Genomic DNA, 15,452 nt, shown 5'->3' with positions numbered 1-15,452 from the left:
CCATGCAATAGCTTGACCATGCTTGCGACTTAAAAGCGCGATAAGCGCCGGGGCGGGGGTTCGCGCTAGAATCGCGAGCACCTGCCCTTTCTGTTTCCAGACAGCCACACGATCCATGAATAACGACAATGCAATGCTGCGCCGCGAGCGCTCCCTGCTGGTTCTGCTTGGCCTGATCTGCGTCGGCCTCGTCGCCGGCGCGTTGTATATGCAATACGGGTTGCATGAAGACCCGTGCCCGTTGTGCATCATCCAGCGCTACTTCTTCCTGCTGATCGCGATTTTTGCGTTCCTCGGGGCGCGCTTCAACAGCTGGCGCGGCGTGCGGCTGCTGGAAGTGCTGGCGGCCCTGTCGGCCCTGGGCGGCATCGTGACCGCCGCGCGGCACGTGTATGTTCAGGCGAATCCCGGCTTCAGCTGCGGCTTCGACGCGCTGCAGCCCGTGGTGGACAGCTTGCCGCCCGCGCATTGGCTGCCGGGCGTTTTCAAGGTCGCCGGCCTTTGCGAAACGGCCTATCCGCCGATTCTGGGGCTTTCGCTGCCCACCTGGTCGCTGGTTGGTTTCGTCGTGGCTTTCGTCCCGCTGGCGCTGAGCCTGGTTAAGAATCGCCGCCGGTTCGCCTGATTGCGCTGTTCCGAGTGAGGTTGAGAATCGCCGCCGGTTCGCCTGATCGAGCTGTCCGATTGAGGTGACTGGCTTCGCGCCGGCCTTTGCACCGTCCTTTACGGCGGCTCGAAGGCCGGCGTTTTCATTTCCACTCCGGCCCCGTGGATTCGGCTATCGCAAGCCTCCCATAGCCTGCAGCCGGCGCCGTGCATCGCTTTTGCGATAAGAAGACGCGACCTGACGAGCGTAAATGCCGAGTCTGAGCCGCGTCCTTCTTGCAACACCTTGTGCGCCGCAACATCGCCCTGAGTCGTTCCCAGCCCCCGCTCCATCCCGCCCCGCCTGGTTTTCCCCAATCCGTCCCTCCTCACGCAACTTCCCGGCACGGCGCGAATCGTACTTATCACATGACCACGTCCGAATAAGCTTCATGCGAGTTGGGAAATCTTTTCGGGACAAGGTAGTGCTATCTTCGGAACTGGATGGCGATCTACGTGCGCGAGGCCGGCTTTGGCGCGACCCCATGCGTAACGCGCGCCCGGTCCGCACTGTCTTTCGGATTCGCCATGACAACGCAAACCATCCGCTTTTATCACCAGGAGTCCGTCCGTGAGGTCGCGGGCGTCCCGGCGTCGCGCACCGTGCTTCAGTACCTGCGCGAATATTTGCATTGCACGGGCACCAAGGAAGGCTGCGCGGAAGGCGACTGCGGCGCCTGCACGGTGGTCATCGGCGAGCTGGATCCGCAAGGCGGACTCGCGCTGAAAGCGGTCAACGCCTGTATCCAGTTCCTGCCGACGCTGGACGGCAAAGCCCTCTTCACGGTCGAAGACCTGCGCGCCGCGGACGGCGCCTTGCATCCCGTGCAACAGGCCATGGTCGATTGCCATGGCTCGCAATGCGGGTTCTGCACGCCCGGCTTCGTGATGTCGATGTGGGCGCTGTACGAAAACCAGCCGGCCGCCGCCGGCCTGCCCACCCGCGATGAAATCAACGCCGCGCTGTCCGGCAATTTGTGCCGCTGCACTGGCTACCGGCCGATTGTCGATGCATCGCAGAAGATGTTCGACTACCCGCAATACCCGCGCGTGACGCTGGACCGCAAGGCGGTCGCCGACAAGCTGCGCGAGATCCAACGTCACGACACGTTCGAATACAGCGCGCCCGACACGCGCGGCGCCGCCTTCGGCTCGCCCACCTTCCATGCACCGGTCACGCTCGAGGCGTTCGCCAGACTGCGCGCCGAGCATCCGCAAGCGCGCCTGCTGGCGGGCAGCACCGACGTCGGCCTGTGGGTCACCAAGCAGTTCCGCGATCTCGGCGACATCCTGTACATCGGCAACGTCGCCGAATTGAAGACGATCGAACGCGATGCGCAGACGCTGACAATCGGCGCCGCCGTCACGCTCGAAGACGCGTACGCGGCACTCGCCGTCGACTACCCCGAACTGGCGGAGTTGTGGACACGCTTCGCGTCGCTGCCGATCCGCAATGCCGGCACGCTCGGCGGCAACGTCGCGAACGGCTCGCCGATCGGCGATTCGATGCCTGCGCTGCTCGCGCTCGGCGCCGAAGTCGTGCTGCGTCACGGTCCGAAAACCCGCACCCTGCAACTCGACGCCTTCTACCTCGGCTATCAGAAAACCGCGCTCGCGGCGGGCGAATTCGCTGCGGCGCTGCGCGTGCCGCGTCCGGCGCGGGATCTGCGCTTTCGCACGTACAAGGTGTCGAAGCGCTACGACCAGGACATCTCGGCCGTATGCGCCGCGTTTGCGCTGCACATCGGTGAAAACGGTGCGGTCAGGGAAGCCCGCATCGCGTTCGGCGGCATGGCCGCGACGCCCAAACGCGCCGCGCAAACCGAGGCCACGCTGAACGGCGCAACATGGAACGAAAGCACCGCGCGGCAAGCGATGAACGCACTCGTCGCCGACTTCCAGCCGCTCACCGACATGCGCGCCTCGAGCGCCTATCGACTGAAGGTGGCGCGCAACCTCCTGTGGCGCTTCCACCTCGAAACGCGCGATGACGCGCCGCTCGCCCTCTTCGACGTGAATGCGTTCGCGTACGAAGCCGGCACGCCGGACGCGGCCGTTGCGAAGGAGTCGTCGTGATGAACCGGACCGATGCTTTCGTCGAACATGCTGCAAAGCACGCCGCCGTTCAGGAGAGCGAGGCGGCGATTGGTGTGTCGTTGCCGCACGAATCCGCCGCGCTGCATGTGAGCGGCGAAGCCACTTACACCGACGACGTCCCCGAATTGCAAGGCACGCTGCACGCGGCGCTCGGGTTGTCGCGTCATGCGCATGCCCGCATCGTGTCGATCGATCTGGATGCCGTCAGAAAAGCGCCCGGCGTGATCGCGGTGCTGACCGCTGAAGATATCCCCGGCGAGAACAATTGCGGCCCGGTGCTGCACGACGATCCGATTCTCGCAGTAGATGAAGTGCTGTACCTCGGCCAACCGGTGTTCGCGGTGATTGCCGAAAGTCATGAGCTCGCGCGCCGCGCCGCAGCGCTCGCCAAGAGCGATGACGTCGTGCGATACGAGCCGCTCGAAGTCATCCTCACGCCAGCCGAAGCGAAGGCCCGCAAGCAGTTCGTCCTGCCGCCGCTGCATCTGAAACGCGGCGAGCCCGACGCGAAGATCGCCGCCGCGCCGCATAAAATCCGCGGCACGTTCGAAGTCGGCGGCCAGGAACAGTTTTATCTCGAAGGCCAGATCGCGTATGCCGTGCCGAAGGAAATGGACAGCATGCTGGTCTACAGTTCGACACAGCATCCGAGCGAAATGCAGCAGGTGGTCGCGCATATGCTCGGCTGGCCGGCGCATAGCGTCGTGTGCGAATGCCGGCGCATGGGTGGTGGATTCGGCGGCAAGGAATCGCAATCGGCGGTGTTCGCATGCGTGGCGTCGTTGGCGGCGAAACTGCTGCACCGCCCGGTCAAACTACGTGCCGATCGTGACGACGATTTCATGATCACCGGCAAGCGCCACGACGCGGTTTACGAGTATGAAGCGGGCTTTGACGATAGTGGCCGCATCCTCGGCGCGCGCGTGGAGATCGCCTTACGTGCCGGCTATTCCGCCGACCTTTCGGGCGCGGTCGCGACTCGCGCGGTCTGTCACTTCGACAACGCGTACTACCTGTCCGACGTCGACATCGTCGCGCTGTGTTGCAAGACGAACACGCAATCGAACACCGCGTTTCGCGGTTTCGGCGGTCCGCAAGGCGCGCTGGTGATGGAAGTGATGCTCGACAGCATCGCGCGTCAATTGAAGTGTGATCCGCTCGACGTGCGCCTCGCGAATTACTACGGCATCGGCGAGCGCGACACGACGCCGTACGGACAACGCGTCGAAGACAACATCATCGCGCCGCTCACCGACGCGTTGCTAAAAACCAGCGACTATCGCGCGCGCCGCGCAGCAATCGCCGCGTTCAATGCGAAAAGTCCAGTGCTCAAACGCGGCCTCGGGTTCTCGCCGGTGAAGTTCGGCATTTCGTTCAACGTGCCCTTCCTGAATCAGGCTGGCGCGCTGGTGCACGTGTACAAAGATGGTTCGGTGCTCGTCAATCATGGCGGTACCGAAATGGGCCAGGGGCTCAATACGAAAGTCGCGCAAGTCGTCGCTAATCAGTTCGGCTTGCCGCTTTCGCGCGTGCGCGTGACAGCGACCGATACGTCGAAGATCGCCAACACCTCGGCGACCGCCGCCTCCACCGGCAGCGACCTGAACGGCAAAGCCGCCGAAGCCGCCGCGCGGACCATTCGCGACAGGCTTGCTGAACTGGTCGCAAAACAACTCGGCGGCACCGCCGACGCGGTGGAATTCGCCCATGGTGAAGTATCGGTGAACGGCGGTGCGATGCCGTTCGAACAACTGGTCGGCGCAGCGTATCTGGCCCGCGTGCAGTTGTGGTCGGATGGTTTCTATACGACGCCGAAAGTGCATTGGGATGCGAAAACGCTGACCGGTCACCCGTTTTACTACTTTGCGTACGGCGCGGCGGTGTCGGAAGCGGTGATCGACACGCTGACCGGCGAATGGAAACTGGTGCGCGCGGACGTGTTGCACGACGCCGGTCATTCGATCAATCCGGCGATCGATATCGGCCAGGTGGAAGGCGGTTTCATTCAGGGCATGGGCTGGCTCACCACGGAAGAATTGTGGTGGAACCGCGATGGTCGCCTGATGACGCACGCACCGTCGACGTACAAGATTCCTGCTGTGAGCGATACGCCCGCGGCGTTCAATGTCCAGCTCTATCAGAATCAGAACGCCGAGCCGACCGTGTTCCATTCGAAGGCCGTGGGCGAGCCGCCTCTGCTGCTGCCGTTCTCGGTGTTCCTCGCGATTCGTGACGCGGTTGCGGCTGCGGTGCCGGGCGCGGAACATGCGCCCGCGTTGCGCGCGCCGGCGACGCCCGAAGCGATTCTCGATGCGCTGGACGCGTTGCAATCGCCTGGGACGACGATGCAACCCACTACAGAACAACCAGCGGAACAGCCAACGGAAGCGGCCGTCACGGCCACAACCGTCCCCCCCCCTGTTTAGCAATGTGACGAAACGTTGAAGAACGTTAAGCAACATCAAGCAAAGGCCCGACGCGACACGAACGCGTCCCGCCACACTCAACCGGCCGCACGGACACCCCGTGCGGCCACGTATGGAGAACCGCCGGATGCAAGCCTGGCTACCTGACCTGCAACAACTGCTCGCGCACGGCGACGCCGCCGTGCTGGTGACGGTCGCGCGCGTCGAAGGTTCGGCGCCCCGCGAAGCCGGCACCAAGATGATCGTCACGCGCGATTCGGCCAAGCACACGATTGGCGGCGGACACCTCGAATGGAAGGCCATCGAGACCGCACGCCAGGTGCTGCGCGACGGCATGCGCTCGCCGCATATGCGCCGCCTCGAACGTTTCGCGCTGGGGCCCAGCCTCGGCCAATGCTGCGGCGGCGCCGTGATTCTGGCCTTCGAGCGGCTCGACATCGGCGACCTCGGCTGGATCACGTCGCTTGCGAAACGCGTGGCCGCGGGCCAATCGACGGTGCGTAGCGTATCATTCGGCCCCGCACCGGATGCGGTGATGCTGTCCGACCCCGAACCGGGTGTGGACGCCTCCGACTGCCTGCTGTGGGACGGCGCCGGTTTCGATGACAGCGGCGCGCTGCTCACCGAAACCATCGCGCCAGGCGACTTCCGGGTCGTGCTGTTCGGCGCCGGACACGTGGGCGCGGCGCTGGTGCGCGTGTTCGCCACGCTGCCGTGCACGGTACGCTGGGTCGACGAACGCGACGCACAGTTTCCACCAGTGGAAACGCTGCACGCGCCGAACGTGAAAATCGATCCGAACGACGCGCCCGACGAAGCCATCGACCAGGCCGCGCCGCACACGTACTTCATCGTGATGACGCACAACCATGCGCTCGATCTCGAGTTGGCCGAGCGCATTCTGCGGCGCGGCGATTTCGCGTTCTTCGGCATGATCGGCTCGCACAGCAAGCGCAAGCAGTTCGAACACCGGCTGGCCGCGCGCGGCATCGATCCGTCGCAGATTGCGCGGATGAAGTGCCCGCTCGGCGTCGACGGTATCGTCGACAAGTCGCCGGAGATCATCGCGATCTCGGCGGCCGCCCAGGTGTTGCAGGCCGTGGAGGCGAATGCGGGCGCGCACGCGGCGCAAACGGTCTGATTGCCGCACAATCGACCTGCCGCCCCAAAGCGATTGCATTCTGTTCCGCACTCCGCATCCGGCGCGAACCGACTCCAACGAACTTCTGACCGACCATGAATACAACGACCGTGACCCCACTGCTAGAGAAAGCCGCTCGCGCACCGAAGGCCGAGTTGCATATCCATATCGAAGGCTCGCTCGAACCCGAGCTGATCTTCGCGCTCGCCGAACGCAACGGCGTGAAGCTTGCCTACGACTCGATCGAAGCCTTGCGCGCCGCGTACGCGTTCACCGATCTGCAATCGTTCCTCGACATCTATTACGCCGGCGCGAGCGTGCTGCTGCACGAACAGGACTTCTACGACATGACGATGGCGTATGTCGAACGCTGTCTCGCCGACAACGTGATTCACAGCGAAATCTTCTTCGATCCGCAGACGCATACGGAGCGCGGCGTGCCGATCGCAACGGTCGTGGCCGGCATCGAACGCGCGCTCGCCGACGCGGAAAAGCGCGGCATGACAAGCAAGCTGATTCTGTGTTTCCTGCGCCATCTGTCTGAAGAAGATGCGCTCGCCACGTTTGCAGAAGCGCGGCCGTTGTTCGAGCAATACAAGCATCGCCTGATCGGCGTTGGGCTGGATTCGTCGGAACGCGGTCATCCGCCGTCGAAGTTCGAACGCGTCTTCGCCCAGGCGCGTGCGCTCGGTCTGAAGCTGGTTGCGCATGCCGGCGAAGAAGGGCCGCCGTCGTATATCTACGAAGCGCTCGATCTGCTGAAAGTGGACCGCGTCGACCATGGCGTGCGCAGCATCGAGGACCCGGCGCTCGTCACGCGTCTCGCCGATTCGCGCGTCGCGCTGACCGTGTGCCCGCTGTCGAACCTCAAGCTCTGCGTGTTCGACGACCTGACCAAACACACGCTGAAGGATCTGCTCGATCGCGGCGTCGCCGTCACGGTGAACTCCGACGATCCGGCTTATTTCGGCGGCTATGTGAACGCCAATTATTTCGCCACCATCGACGCGTTGAAGCTCAACGATGCCGAGGTCTATACGATCATCCGCAACAGCTTCGAAGCGTCGTTCGTCACGCCTGAGCAGCGCAGCGAACTGATCGCGAAGCTCGACGCGCACTGGCACCCAGGCGGCCCGCACTGACGGGCCAATGAATAGCAGCCGGCGGCGGCACGGGTTCGTTTCAGAGCCAGAATCGGGCCGCCGTCCGCGCTGTCTAGCTCCTCACAAATACGGAGACGGTTTCACCCATGACTCAATCGGCTTACCGCGCACAACTGCTGACCTTCAACGGCGATCCCGCGCAATCGTCCAACGCGGCGGTCTTCAATGAGGACGGCCTGCTGATCGTCGAAGACGGCCATGTCGTCGCAGCGGGCGCGTATGCGACGCTCGCGTCGCAACTCACGCCGGGCACCCAGGTGCAGGAGATGCGCGACAAGCTGATCGTGCCGGGTTTCATCGATACGCACATTCACTATCCGCAGACCGACATGATCGCGTCGCCGGCGGCGGGTTTGTTGCCGTGGCTCAATGAGTACACGTTTCCGACCGAGCGCCGCTTCACCGATCCGGCGTACGCGCGCGACACGGCGAGCTTTTTCGTCGAAGAACTGCTGGCTTGCGGCACGACCACCGCGCTCGTGTATTGCACGGTCCACAAGGAATCGGCGGACGCGCTCTTTACCGAGAGCGAAGCGCGCAATCTGCGCATGGTGGCCGGCAAGGTGCTGATGGACCGTAATTGCCCGGAGTTCCTGCGCGACACCGCGCAATCGGGTTACGACGACAGCGCCGAGTTGATCGGCCGCTGGCACAATCGTGGCCGCCAGATGTACGCGCTCACGCCGCGTTTCGCGCCGACCTCGACCGAAGCGCAACTCGAAGCCTGCGGCGTGCTGGCGAGCAAGCATCCGGACCTCTTCATCCAGAGCCACGTCGCCGAAAACACCGACGAAGTGAAATGGGTCGCCGATCTGTTTCCGGGCCACCGCAGCTATCTGGACATTTACGACCACTACGGTCTGCTGCGCCGCCGCGCGGTGTACGGCCATTGCATCTATCTCGACGAGGAAGACCGCAAGCGCATGGCGCAAACCGGCACGGTCGCCTCGCACTGCCCGACCTCGAACCTGTTCCTCGGCAGCGGCCTGTTCGACTTCGACAAGGCCGACGAAGCCGGCATGCCAATCGCGCTGGCCACCGATGTGGGTGGCGGCACCTCGTTCTCGATGCTGCAAACCATGAACGAAGCGCACAAGGTCGCGCGCCTGACCGGTCATCATCTGACGGCCACGCGGATGTTCTATCTCGCCACCGCAGGCGCGGCCGAAGCGCTCGATCTGGCCGACAAGGTCGGCACGTTGAAGCCGAAGTCGGAAGCCGACTTCGTCGTGCTCGATCCACAAGCCACGCCGCTGCTCGCGCGCCGTACCGCGCGCACCGAGTCGCTCGAAGAACTGCTGTTCGCGTTCGCGCTGCTCGGCGACGATCGCGCGATCTACGAAACGTATGCCGCGGGCAAGCGCGTGCATCGTCGCGACGACGTGCGTCAGCATGCGCCGCGTGCGGCGAAAATCGCGGCTTGATTCTCCGGTTGCCCGGCTGACGCCTGAGTTGATTCAGGCGGTTGAATTAAAAAACGGCGCTTCTTGAAGGAAGCGCCGTTTTCATTTGCTTATGGCGTGCAATGCGCCACTCAAGTCTGCGTGCACACCTCGTGCAAAGCATTCAACCGCCTTACCGGATCGGCGACATACGGGTTCGACTCATCCCACGCATAACCCGCCAGCACCGCGCTGATCATGCGACGAATCGACGGCGTCTGGTTCGGATAGAAAATGATGTCCTGCAGTTCACCCGTGTACCAGCGTTCGACGAACGCGCGGAACGTATCGATTCCCTTGCGCAACGGCACGTCGTAAGCGGCCGACCAGTCGACCTGCTCGCCGTCCAGTTGCCGGTTCAACGTCTGCACGGCGAGATGCGCGGAACGCAATGCAATCGTTACGCCGGACGAGAACACCGGATCGAGAAATTCGCCCGCATTGCCGAGCAACGCGTAGCCCGGTCCATGCAAACGCTCGACATTCGCCGCGTAGCCGCCGATGTGACGCACCGGCATCAGAAACGGCGCGTTGCCGATCAACGGCCCGAGCGTCGGCTCCTGCTGGATCAGCGTGCGCAATTTCGCGTCGCGTTCGGCTTCCGGCACATCGAGAAAACTGGCCTCGGCCACGCAACCCACCGACGAACGGCCGCCCGCCAGCGGAATCATCCAGAACCATACATCGCGGCGTTCCGGATGCGTTGCCACACAGATCTTGTTGCGGTCGGTCGTACCGGCCGGAATGCCGTCCTGCACGTGCGAAAAGATCGCGGCGCGAGTCGGCATGCGGGTCGGCGCTTCGAGGTTCAGCAAGCGCGGCAGCACGCGGCCGAAGCCGCTCGCGTCGAAGACGAAATGCGCCTCCACTTCGTATGCGTGGTCCGCTTCATCGATGACCTCGAGCACCGGCTTATTGCCATTTTCACCGGTTTGCATCGCGCGGACCGTGTGACCGAAGCGCACCTCGGCGCCCTGCTGCGCCGCGCAGCGAATCAGAATATCGTCGAACACCGCGCGCTCGACCTGATACGTGGTGCCCCAACCCGGCGAATGCTTGTCGCGGAAGTCGAACGCCGACGACTGGCCGCGGTGAATGAAATGTGCGCCGTTCTTGTACTGGAAACCGGCCTCGACCACGGCCTGCAGCATGCCGGCCTCTTCGAGGTACGCCATGCTCTGCGGCAGCAGACTCTCGCCGATCGAAAAGCGCGGGAAATGTTGGCGCTCCAGCACCAGCACCGAGCGGCCCGCCCGGCGCAAGAGCGCCGCCGCGACCGCGCCTGCCGGACCCGCGCCGATGATCGCTACATCGACGGTCATGCGCTTTGACGAATGTGTAATCAAGGTTGCCTCAATCGTTTGCTTGCTCGGAACAGCGTTAGGCTGCATCCTTACTTCTCGTTACAATTACGCGGATATCAGCAAGAACACCCCGCTATAACACCCAGCAAGAGCGATCTTCCGACGGGAGCCCAGCGTGTCGCCATCCGAAACATCCAGTGTGCCTTTCGTGCCGGAAACGGCCTTCGGGATCTGGTTCCTGCGTACCCATACGTGGGAACATCATGTTCTGCGGGTCGCGATCAACGACCTCAAACGCCTGATCGACGCGCCCTTGCCTGCCGCACCGGTGATTGTCGACGTCGGCTGCGGACAAGGCATTTCGTTCCACCTGCTCGCCGAAGCGTTCAAACCGCGCCGCATTGTCGGCGTCGATTTTCACGAACCGTCGCTGACGCTCGCCGCCCATGCAGCCCACGCGTGCCGCGACAAGCTCGCCGATATCGAACTGCTGCACGGCGATTGCGCGCAATTGCCGTTGCCCGATGCCAGCGCCGACATCGTGTTCTGCCACCAGACTTTCCACCATCTCGTCGAGCAGGACCGCGCGCTCGCCGAGTTCCGCCGCGTGCTCAAACCGGGCGGCATCCTGCTGTTCGCCGAATCCACCGACGCGTACATCAAATCGTGGGTGATCCGCTTGCTGTTCCGTCATCCCATGCACGTGCAGAAAAGCGCCGACGGCTATCTCGACATGATCCGCCGCGGCGGTTTCCGTTTCGACCAGCGCAACGTCTCGTTGCCATATCTCTGGTGGAGTCGCGCGAAAGATTTCGGCCTGCTCGAACGCATCGGCCTGACCCATCCGCAACCTGGCAAGCGTCGTGAAACGCTGGTCAATGTCGCGGCGGTCAAGGCAGATTGAATCTTGCCGAGGCGGTGGCGCACCACCGCCTCGTGCATCAACGCGCGCTTATTTGGGTGCTTATTTGCATGAACTACATGCGCGCTTACTTACGCAGCGTCACCACATCGCCCGTCAACGCCACACCGGCGACCACCGCACCCGCACCGCAGGTGAACTCCGTCGCGCTCTCACGCAGTTCGTTCTTGTAGTTGCTCTTGATGTTGATCACCGCGTTGCCGCCTTCCTTGCGCGCGCGATCCTGCAATTCGATCACGGCCGATAGGAACACGTGCTGGCACGCTTGCAGGTCGCTCTTGCCGAAGGCGTTGGTCTTTTTGTTGGTCGCGAAATTGCCCATCGTCTTCAGCACGGCCGGATGCGACTGGCCCGCGAAATACAGCTTGACGTCGTCGCTGACCTTGCCCGGTTCGCTTTGCAGCGCCGCATCGACCGGATAGTTGGCGATCGTGTCACGGGCGAAAGCTTGAGTAGCGCTCAGCGTGGTGAGCGAAGCGAACAGTGCGGCAAACAGAACATTGCGTTTCATAGAAACTCCTTAGTGGTTTTTGTTGCTCTGGTGGGTTCTAGATCCAATTCGACTCGATTTACTTCCAGCACGACGAGTTGGCCGCTCACTGCGATTGTGGGAACGCTATTGCTCGTTCTTTAAATGACGACCGCGTCAACCGCCCTGCCACATTGCAAACATCAGGCTTGCGCAACTCCCGCCGAACCCGTATGAAATCGACATTACCGTGCCAATGCGCGCGTCACGCGCCGTACGCACGAGCGGCATGCCGTCGACGGCCGGCTCCGCCGACTCGATCTCCGGCGTCCCCGCGATAAAACCGTCGCGCATCATGAGCAATGTGTAGATCGCCTCGTGCGCGCCGCATGCGCCGAGCGGATGCCCGGTCATGCCTTTGGTCGACGAGAACGCAGGGATTTCGCCGCCAAATACATCGACCAAAGCACGTAACTCCTCGACATCGCCAAGCGGTGTTGACGGTGCGTGGGTGTTGATATAGTCCGGCCGCCTGCCCGCTTCGCCCAGCGCGCCGCGCATCGCCCGCGCGATGCCGGCCGCACGCGGCGTCACCATGCCCGCGCTGTCCGTGCAGTCGCCGAAGCCGATCAGCTCGGCGTAAATGCGGGCCCCGCGCGCCAACGCGTGATCGAGCGACTCGAGCACCAGCACGCCGCCGCCCGAGGCGATCACGAAGCCGTCGCGCGCCGTATCGTAGGGGCGCGAGGCCTGCTCCGGCGTGTCGTTGAAGCCGCGCGACAGCGCCCCCATCGAGTCGAACATCAGCGTCATGTTGTCGTGCAGCGACTCGCTGCCGCCGGCCAGTACGATCTGCTGACGGCCGGTCTGAATCAGCTGCATCGCCTGGCCGATGGCGAGCGCCGACGTCGTGCACGCCGACGACGGCGAATAGCTCACACCTTCGAGTCCGAACACCTGCGCGACGTTGGCGGACGCGGTGCTGCTCATCGCATGCGGCACCGTGTACGGCGGCACTTTATCAACGCCGCGGGCGTTCGCAATCGACATCGCCACGTCGTAAGTCGACATCGTGCCGACGCCCGAGCCGATCACCGTACCGGCCTGCGGCGAACGCAACGCGGCGGGGCCGAGCCCGGCGTCGTCGATCGCTTTCTTCGCGGCGTGGCACGCAAAGCGCGCGGTGTCGCCCATGAAGCGTTCGAGCTTGCGCTCGAACGGCCGCTCCTCTGCAACCGACGCGACGCCCGCCACCTGCGATCCGAAGCCACGCTCACGCCACGCTTCGATCCGCTCGATGCGGGAGCGGCCCGCGCGCAACGCGGCGGCCACTTCGTCGAGCGTATTGCCGAGGCACGACACGATTCCCATGCCGGTGACGACCACCCGTTGCAGCGCCATGCTCATCGAACGCGCCTGAAAATCAGCGACGTGTTGATGCCGCCGAACGCAAAGTTGTTGCTCATCACATAATCGGCATCGATCTCACGGCCTGCGCCCATGATGTAATCGAGCGGTGCGCAGGCCGGATCGACGTTCTCCAGATTGAGGGTCGGCGCGTACCAGTTGCGCTTCATCATCTCGATGGTCCACCACGCTTCCAGCGCACCGCATGCTCCCAGCGTATGGCCGACGTAGCTCTTGAGCGAACTGATCGGCATGCGCGCGCCGAAGGTCTGCGCGGTCGCATGGCTTTCGGCGATGTCGCCACGGTCTGTCGACGTGCCGTGCGCGTTCACATAGGCGATTGCTTCGGGCGGCAGTTGCGCGTCTTGCAAAGCGAGCTGCATTGCCCGCGCCATGGTTTCGGCGGTCGGCTGGGTCATGTGCGCGCCGTCCGAATTGCAGCCGAAGCCGACGATCTCCGCATGAATCCGCGCGCCGCGCGCCACCGCGTGTTCGTACTCCTCGAGCACCAGGGTGGCCGCGCCTTCGCCGACCACGAGGCCGTCGCGCGCGGCATCGAATGGACGCGGCGTCAGATGCGGCTCGTCGTTGCGTGTGCTGGTCGCGTACAGCGTGTCGAACACGGCGACCGCCGGGCCCGACATTTCTTCCGCGCCGCCCGCCAGCATCAGCGTCTGCTTGCCGGTCTGGATCGCCTCATACGCGTAGCCGATGGCCTGGCTGCCCGATGCGCATGCGCACGAGGTCGGAATGATCCGCCCTTTCAGATCCCAGAACAGGCTGACGTTGACCGCCGTGGTGTGCGGCATCATCTGCACGTAACTATTCGACGTGACGTCGCTCATCGAGCCGGTTTCGAGCATCGTGCCGAACGCGCGAATCGGCTGCACCGAGCCCGACGACGAACCGTAGGCGACGCCCATGCGGCCGTCCTTGATGAGCACGTCATCGGCCAGGCCCGCGTCGGCGAGCGCCAGTTCGCTTGCGCGCACTGAGTACATCGACACCGGCCCCATCGAGCGGGTCTTCTTGCGCGGGTAATGCGCGGGCGTCGTGAATTCCGGCAATGGACACGCGAGCCGGGTGTGCAGCGACTCGAAGTAGTCCCACTCGGGCATCCGGCGCACGGCGTTCACGCCGCTCTTCAGACGCGCCTCGATTGCGTTCCAGTCGTCACCGAACGCGGTGACGCCCCCCATGCCGGTAATGACGACGCGTTTCATCACACCATCCCACCATTGACGCCGATCACCTGACGCGTGACGTACGAGGCCGCATCCGACATCAGGAAGCTGACCACGGACGCCACTTCGGCGGGCTGGCCGACGCGGTTCATCGGCACCGTCTTCAATGCATGCTCGAGCGGCATGTCGTCGAGCATGCCGGTTTCGATCAAACCCGGCGCGACGCAATTGACGGTGATGTTGCGCGTCGCCAGTTCGACGGCGAGCGCCTTGCTCGCACCGATCAGGCCGGCCTTCGCCGCGCTGTAGTTGACCTGGCCGCGATTGCCCATCACGCCAGAGACCGACGCGATGGTGACGATGCGCCCGCCATTCTTCGCGCGCACCATCGGCATGGTCAATGGATGGACGACGTTGTAGAACGAATCGAGACCGGTTTCGATCACGATGTCCCAGTCTTCCTCGGTGAGCGCGGGGAACGCCGCGTCGCGGGTCACGCCCGCGCTGCACACGATGCCGTAGTACGGGCCGTGCGCCGCGACATCCGCTTCGAGCACTTCGCGGCACACGGCGCGCGCGCGCACGTCGAACTGCAGCACGCGCGCCGTGCCGCCTTGCGCGGCGATACCCGTGGCGACCGCTTCGGCTTCGGTACGGCCCGTGCGGCAATGGACGGACACCGTGAAGCCGTCGGCGGCCAACTGGTACGCAATCGCGCGGCCAATGCCGCGGCTTGCGCCGGTAACGAGAACTCGCCGGCTCATGAACTGAAACTCCCTTCAATGAATGACTGAAAATCACGCGGCTGAAAGACCTTGATGACCGCCTCGGCGCAGCACACGTCGCCGTGGTGAATCGTGCATTCGTAGGCGCCGTGGCCTTCTTCGCTACGCAGCAATTCGGTTGCGTGGATCAGCAACTGTGCGCCGCTCGCGAACGACGGTTGCAAAGCTTTGTAGCTGCGTGAGCCAAGCAGCACGCCGGGACGCGCTCTGCCACCGCCGCGCATCGCCAGCAGCGCGACGTGCGCGGCGATCGCCTGCGCCATCAATTCGATACCGATCCAGGCGGGCATCGCGCCATCGTCGTCGGCGTACCAGGCGTCGGCGTGGACCGTTGCTCGCGCGCTGAGTGTGTCGTCCGCGAACGTGTTCACCGCGTCGAGCAGCAGCATGGTGCCGCGATGCGGGATGATCGCCTCGATCGGTTGCTGGACGAGTTCCTCGGTGGATAGCGTATGAGTCATCGCGCG

At 63.8% G+C, this 15,452-nt stretch carries 13 protein-coding genes; 7 read left to right on the top strand and 6 right to left on the bottom strand.

What is annotated here, in order from left to right; genetic code table 11:
- The first annotated feature begins 115 nt into the window (after nucleotides 1-115).
- The 6 genes from P0D84_RS04295 to guaD all read left to right on the top strand — a co-directional run bounded on the left by P0D84_RS04295 (nucleotide 116) and on the right by guaD (nucleotide 8,896).
- Nucleotides 116-625, top strand: a complete 510-nt coding sequence (locus tag P0D84_RS04295) for a disulfide bond formation protein B (protein WP_408332736.1) — start codon at nucleotides 116-118, stop codon at nucleotides 623-625.
- A gap of 548 nt (nucleotides 626-1,173) precedes the next feature.
- A complete protein-coding gene (gene xdhA, locus P0D84_RS04290) occupies nucleotides 1,174-2,721 on the top strand; it encodes a xanthine dehydrogenase small subunit (RefSeq protein ID WP_408332734.1) in 1,548 nt (515 codons plus the stop codon).
- Nucleotides 2,721-5,168 (top strand): xanthine dehydrogenase molybdopterin binding subunit, encoded by a 2,448-nt coding sequence (xdhB, locus tag P0D84_RS04285; RefSeq protein WP_408332732.1) that lies wholly within the window; start codon nucleotides 2,721-2,723, stop codon nucleotides 5,166-5,168. Before xdhA ends, xdhB begins: the two co-directional genes overlap by 1 nt.
- Before the next feature lie 127 nt (nucleotides 5,169-5,295).
- Entirely contained in the window at nucleotides 5,296-6,309 is a 1,014-nt protein-coding gene (gene xdhC / locus P0D84_RS04280; protein ID WP_408332730.1) for a xanthine dehydrogenase accessory protein XdhC, read from the top strand.
- 95 nt (nucleotides 6,310-6,404) lie between these two features.
- A complete protein-coding gene (locus P0D84_RS04275; RefSeq protein WP_408332728.1) occupies nucleotides 6,405-7,451 on the top strand; it encodes an adenosine deaminase in 1,047 nt (348 codons plus the stop codon).
- A gap of 107 nt (nucleotides 7,452-7,558) precedes the next feature.
- Nucleotides 7,559-8,896 (top strand): guanine deaminase, encoded by a 1,338-nt coding sequence (gene guaD / locus P0D84_RS04270; protein ID WP_408332726.1) that lies wholly within the window; start codon nucleotides 7,559-7,561, stop codon nucleotides 8,894-8,896.
- 110 nt (nucleotides 8,897-9,006) lie between these two features.
- On the opposite strand, the gene P0D84_RS04265 is transcribed toward guaD, so the two are convergent.
- The gene (locus P0D84_RS04265; RefSeq protein ID WP_408332724.1) at nucleotides 9,007-10,236 is read right to left on the bottom strand and encodes an NAD(P)/FAD-dependent oxidoreductase; all 1,230 of its coding nucleotides are present in this window, start codon (nucleotides 10,234-10,236) and stop codon (nucleotides 9,007-9,009) included.
- A 157-nt stretch (nucleotides 10,237-10,393) separates the two neighbouring features.
- Here P0D84_RS04265 and P0D84_RS04260 point away from each other — a divergent pair, with 157 nt between their 5' ends.
- Nucleotides 10,394-11,122: a class I SAM-dependent methyltransferase gene (locus tag P0D84_RS04260; protein ID WP_408332722.1), complete on the top strand. Its 729-nt coding sequence runs from the start codon at nucleotides 10,394-10,396 to the stop codon at nucleotides 11,120-11,122.
- Nucleotides 11,123-11,207: 85 nt separating this feature from the next.
- On the opposite strand, the gene P0D84_RS04255 is transcribed toward P0D84_RS04260, so the two are convergent.
- The 5 genes from P0D84_RS04255 to P0D84_RS04235 form a co-directional block, all read right to left on the bottom strand.
- Nucleotides 11,208-11,651 (bottom strand): excinuclease ABC subunit A, encoded by a 444-nt coding sequence (locus P0D84_RS04255; protein WP_408332720.1) that lies wholly within the window; start codon nucleotides 11,649-11,651, stop codon nucleotides 11,208-11,210.
- 135 nt (nucleotides 11,652-11,786) lie between these two features.
- Nucleotides 11,787-13,016: a beta-ketoacyl synthase N-terminal-like domain-containing protein gene (locus tag P0D84_RS04250; protein ID WP_408332719.1), complete on the bottom strand. Its 1,230-nt coding sequence runs from the start codon at nucleotides 13,014-13,016 to the stop codon at nucleotides 11,787-11,789.
- Nucleotides 13,013-14,239, bottom strand: coding sequence for a beta-ketoacyl-ACP synthase (locus P0D84_RS04245; RefSeq protein ID WP_408332717.1), 1,227 nt, complete (start codon nucleotides 14,237-14,239; stop codon nucleotides 13,013-13,015). The genes P0D84_RS04250 and P0D84_RS04245 overlap by 4 nt, the downstream gene beginning before the upstream one ends.
- Nucleotides 14,239-14,964, bottom strand: coding sequence for a 3-ketoacyl-ACP reductase FabG2 (locus tag P0D84_RS04240; RefSeq protein WP_408332715.1), 726 nt, complete (start codon nucleotides 14,962-14,964; stop codon nucleotides 14,239-14,241). Before P0D84_RS04240 ends, P0D84_RS04245 begins: the two co-directional genes overlap by 1 nt.
- Nucleotides 14,961-15,446: a hotdog family protein gene (locus P0D84_RS04235; protein WP_408332713.1), complete on the bottom strand. Its 486-nt coding sequence runs from the start codon at nucleotides 15,444-15,446 to the stop codon at nucleotides 14,961-14,963. The genes P0D84_RS04240 and P0D84_RS04235 overlap by 4 nt, the downstream gene beginning before the upstream one ends.
- Nucleotides 15,447-15,452: the final 6 nt, after the last annotated feature.

This window comes from Paraburkholderia sp. RL17-337-BIB-A, from assembly GCF_046025895.1.
Lineage (GTDB): Bacteria > Pseudomonadota > Gammaproteobacteria > Burkholderiales > Burkholderiaceae > Paraburkholderia > Paraburkholderia fungorum_C.
The sequence above is the reverse complement of the archived record's forward strand: the minus strand, read 5'-3'. Positions and strand labels throughout refer to the sequence as shown.

Bases quoted from the DNA above. Each gene is read 5' to 3' on its own strand.
- P0D84_RS04250 (WP_408332719.1), bottom strand. From the start codon at position 13,016: ATGAGCATGGCGCTGCAACGGGTGGTCGTCACCGGCATGGGAATCGTG.
- guaD (WP_408332726.1), top strand. From the start codon at position 7,559: ATGACTCAATCGGCTTACCGCGCACAACTGCTGACCTTCAACGGCGAT.
- xdhC (WP_408332730.1), top strand. From the start codon at position 5,296: ATGCAAGCCTGGCTACCTGACCTGCAACAACTGCTCGCGCACGGCGAC.
- P0D84_RS04245 (WP_408332717.1), bottom strand. From the start codon at position 14,239: ATGAAACGCGTCGTCATTACCGGCATGGGGGGCGTCACCGCGTTCGGT.
- xdhA (WP_408332734.1), top strand. From the start codon at position 1,174: ATGACAACGCAAACCATCCGCTTTTATCACCAGGAGTCCGTCCGTGAG.
- P0D84_RS04255 (WP_408332720.1), bottom strand. From the start codon at position 11,651: ATGAAACGCAATGTTCTGTTTGCCGCACTGTTCGCTTCGCTCACCACG.
- P0D84_RS04235 (WP_408332713.1), bottom strand. From the start codon at position 15,446: ATGACTCATACGCTATCCACCGAGGAACTCGTCCAGCAACCGATCGAG.
- P0D84_RS04240 (WP_408332715.1), bottom strand. From the start codon at position 14,964: ATGAGCCGGCGAGTTCTCGTTACCGGCGCAAGCCGCGGCATTGGCCGC.
- P0D84_RS04265 (WP_408332724.1), bottom strand. From the start codon at position 10,236: ATGACCGTCGATGTAGCGATCATCGGCGCGGGTCCGGCAGGCGCGGTC.
- P0D84_RS04275 (WP_408332728.1), top strand. From the start codon at position 6,405: ATGAATACAACGACCGTGACCCCACTGCTAGAGAAAGCCGCTCGCGCA.
- P0D84_RS04295 (WP_408332736.1), top strand. From the start codon at position 116: ATGAATAACGACAATGCAATGCTGCGCCGCGAGCGCTCCCTGCTGGTT.
- xdhB (WP_408332732.1), top strand. From the start codon at position 2,721: ATGAACCGGACCGATGCTTTCGTCGAACATGCTGCAAAGCACGCCGCC.